Annotated in this window: 3 protein-coding genes; all 3 read left to right on the top strand. The window is 58.4% G+C overall.

Annotation, left to right across the window (positions count from 1 at the left end; genetic code table 11):
* Nucleotides 1-2495 (top strand): phage tail tape measure protein (locus HEN21_RS22335; RefSeq protein WP_183082947.1); only part of this gene is annotated, 2495 nt, incomplete at its 5' end.
* Nucleotides 2492-2821, top strand: coding sequence for a phage tail protein (locus HEN21_RS22330; RefSeq protein ID WP_000847326.1), 330 nt, complete (start codon nt 2492-2494; stop codon nt 2819-2821). The genes HEN21_RS22335 and HEN21_RS22330, both read left to right, overlap by 4 nt.
* Nucleotides 2821-3151, top strand: a 331-nt coding sequence (locus tag HEN21_RS22325; RefSeq protein ID WP_001454768.1) for a phage minor tail protein L, incomplete at its 3' end; no start/stop codon positions are given. The genes HEN21_RS22330 and HEN21_RS22325, both read left to right, overlap by 1 nt.

The following is a 3151-nucleotide window of genomic DNA, read 5'->3' as shown; positions in this document are numbered from 1 at the left end:
ATTTTTCCGGTACGGAAAGTGATGCGAAAAAAACAGCGGCAGTCGTTGAACAGTCGCTGAGCCGACAGGCGCTGGCTGCACAGAAAGCGGGGATTTCCGTCGGGCAGTATAAAGCCGCCATGCGTATGCTGCCTGCACAGTTCACCGACGTGGCCACGCAGCTTGCAGGCGGGCAAAGTCCGTGGCTGATCCTGCTGCAACAGGGGGGTCAGGTTAAGGACTCCTTCGGCGGGATGATCCCCATGTTCAGGGGGCTTGCCGGTGCGATCACCCTGCCGATGGTGGGGGCCACCTCGCTGGCGGTGGCGACCGGTGCGCTGGCGTATGCCTGGTATCAGGGCAACTCAACCTTGTCCGATTTCAACAAAACGCTGGTCCTTTCCGGCAATCAGGCGGGACTGACGGCAGATCGTATGCTGGTCCTGTCCAGAGCCGGGCAGGCGGCAGGGCTGACGTTTAACCAGACCAGCGAGTCACTCAGCGCACTGGTTAAGGCGGGGGTAAGCGGTGAGGCTCAGATTGCGTCCATCAGCCAGAGTGTGGCGCGTTTCTCCTCTGCATCCGGCGTGGAGGTGGACAAGGTCGCTGAAGCCTTCGGGAAGCTGACCACTGACCCGACGTCGGGGCTGACAGCGATGGCGCGCCAGTTCCATAACGTGACGGCGGAGCAGATTGCGTATGTTGCTCAGTTGCAGCGTTCCGGCGAAGAGGCCGGGGCATTGCAGGCGGCGAACGAGGCCGCGACGAAAGGGTTTGATGACCAGACCCGCCGCCTGAAAGAGAACATGGGCACGCTGGAGACCTGGGCAGACAGGACAGCGCGGGCATTCAAATCCATGTGGGATGCGGTGCTGGATGTTGGTCGCCCGGACACTGCCCAGGAAATGCAGGAGAAAGCAGAAAAGGCTTTTGATGAGGCGGACAAAAAATGGCAGTGGTATCAGAGCCGGAGCCACCGGCGCGGTAAAACCTCAGCATTTCTTGCCAATCTCCGGGGAGCATGGGAGGACAGAGCGAATGCGCAACTTGGGCTTTCAGCCGCCACGTTGCAGGCCGATCTTCAAAAGGCCAGAGAGATGGCAGCAAAGGACTGGGCCGAGTCTGAGGCATCACGGCTGAAATATACCGAAGAGGCGCAGAAGGCTTACGAACGCCTGCAGACGCCGCTGGAGAAATATACCGCCCGTCAGGAAGAACTGAATAAGGCACTGAAAGACGGGAAAATCCTGCAGGCGGATTACAACACGCTGATGGCGGCGGCGAAAAAGGATTATGAAGCGACGCTGAAAAAGCCGAAACAGTCCGGCGTGAAGGTGTCTGCGGGCGATCGTCAGGAAGACAGTGCTCATGCTGCCCTGCTGACGCTTCAGGCAGAACTCCGGACGCTGGAGAAGCATGCCGGAGCGAATGAGAAAATCAGCCAGCAGCGCCGGGATTTGTGGAAGGCGGAAAATCAGTTCGCGGTACTGGAGGAGGCGGCACAACGTCGCCAGCTATCCGCACAGGAGAAATCCCTGCTGGCGCATAAAGATGAGACGCTGGAGTACAAACGCCAGCTGGCTGTACTTGGCGATAAGGTCACGTATCAGGAGCACCTGAATGCGCTGGCGCAGCAGGCGGATAAGTTCGCACAGCAACAACGGGCAAAACGGGCAGCCATTGAGGCGAAAAACCGGGGGCTTACTGACCGGCAGGCAGCGCGGGAAGCCACAGAACAGCGCCTGAAGGAACAGTATGGCGATAATTCGCTGGCGCTGAATAACGTCATGTCAGAGCAGAAAAAGACCTGGGCGGCTGAAGACCTGCTTCGCGGGAGCTGGATGGCAGGCCTCAGGTCAGGCTGGAGTGAGTGGGAAGAGAGCGCCACGGACAGTATGTTGCAGGTTAAAAGTGCTGCCACGCAGACCTTTGATGGTATTGCACAGAATATGGCGGCGATGCTGACCGGCAGTGAGCAGAACTGGCGCAGCTTCACCCGTTCCGTGCTGTCCATGATGACAGAAATTCTGCTTAAGCAGGCAATGGTGGGGATTGTCGGGAGTATCGGCAGCGCCATTGGCGGGGCTGTTGGTGGCGGCGCATCAGCGTCAGGCGGTACAGCCATTCAGGCAGCTGCGGCGAAATTCCATTTTGCGACCGGGGGATTTACGGGAACCGGCGGCAAATATGAGCCAGCGGGGATTGTTCACCGTGGTGAGTTTGTCTTCACGAAGGAGGCAACCAGCCGGATTGGCGTGGGAAATCTTTACCGGCTGATGCGCGGCTATGCCACCGGCGGTTATGTCGGTGGCACCGGAAGTCCGGCGCAAATGCGGCGTTCAGAGGGTATCAGATTTGAGCAGAACAACAACGTGGTGATTCAGAACGACGGTACGAATGGTCTGCCAGGTCCACAGATGCTGAAGGCAGTGTATGACATGGCCCGCAAGGGTGCCCGTGATGAAATTCAGGCACAGATGCGCGATGGTGGTCTGTTCTCCGGAGGTGGACGATGAAGACCTTCCGCTGGAAAGTGAAACCCGGTATGGATGTGGCTTCAGCCCCTTCCGTCAGGAAAGTGCGCTTTGGTGATGGCTATTCCCAGCGAGCGCCTGCCGGGCTGAATGCCGACCTGAAAACGTACAGCGTGACGCTTTCTGTTCCCCGTAGGGAGGCCACGGCGCTGGAGTCGTTTCTGGCTGAGCACGGGGGCTGGAAATCCTTTCTGTGGACGCCGCCTTATGAGTGGCGGCAGATAAAGGTGACCTGCGCAAAATGGTCGTCGCGGGTCAGTATGCTGCGTGTTGAGTTCAGCGCAGAGTTTGAACAGGTGGTGAACTGATGCAGGATATCCGGCAGGAAACACTGAATGAATGCACCCGTGCGGAGCAGTCGGCCAGCGTGGTGCTCTGGGAAATCGACCTGACAGAGGTCGGTGGAGAACGTTATTTTTTCTGTAATGAGCAGAACGAAAAAGGTGAGCCGGTCACCTGGCAGGGGCGACAGTATCAGCCGTATCCCATTCAGGGGAGTGGTTTTGAACTGAATGGCAAAGGCACCAGTACGCGCCCCACGCTGACGGTTTCTAACCTGTACGGTATGGTCACCGGGATGGCGGAAGACCTGCAGAGTCTGGTCGGCGGAACGGTGGTCAGGCGTAAGGTTTATGCCC

The sequence above is a fragment of the Escherichia sp. 93.1518 genome (assembly GCF_013368915.2).
Lineage (GTDB): Bacteria > Pseudomonadota > Gammaproteobacteria > Enterobacterales > Enterobacteriaceae > Escherichia > Escherichia ruysiae.
This window is presented reverse-complemented; position numbering and strand designations above follow the sequence as displayed.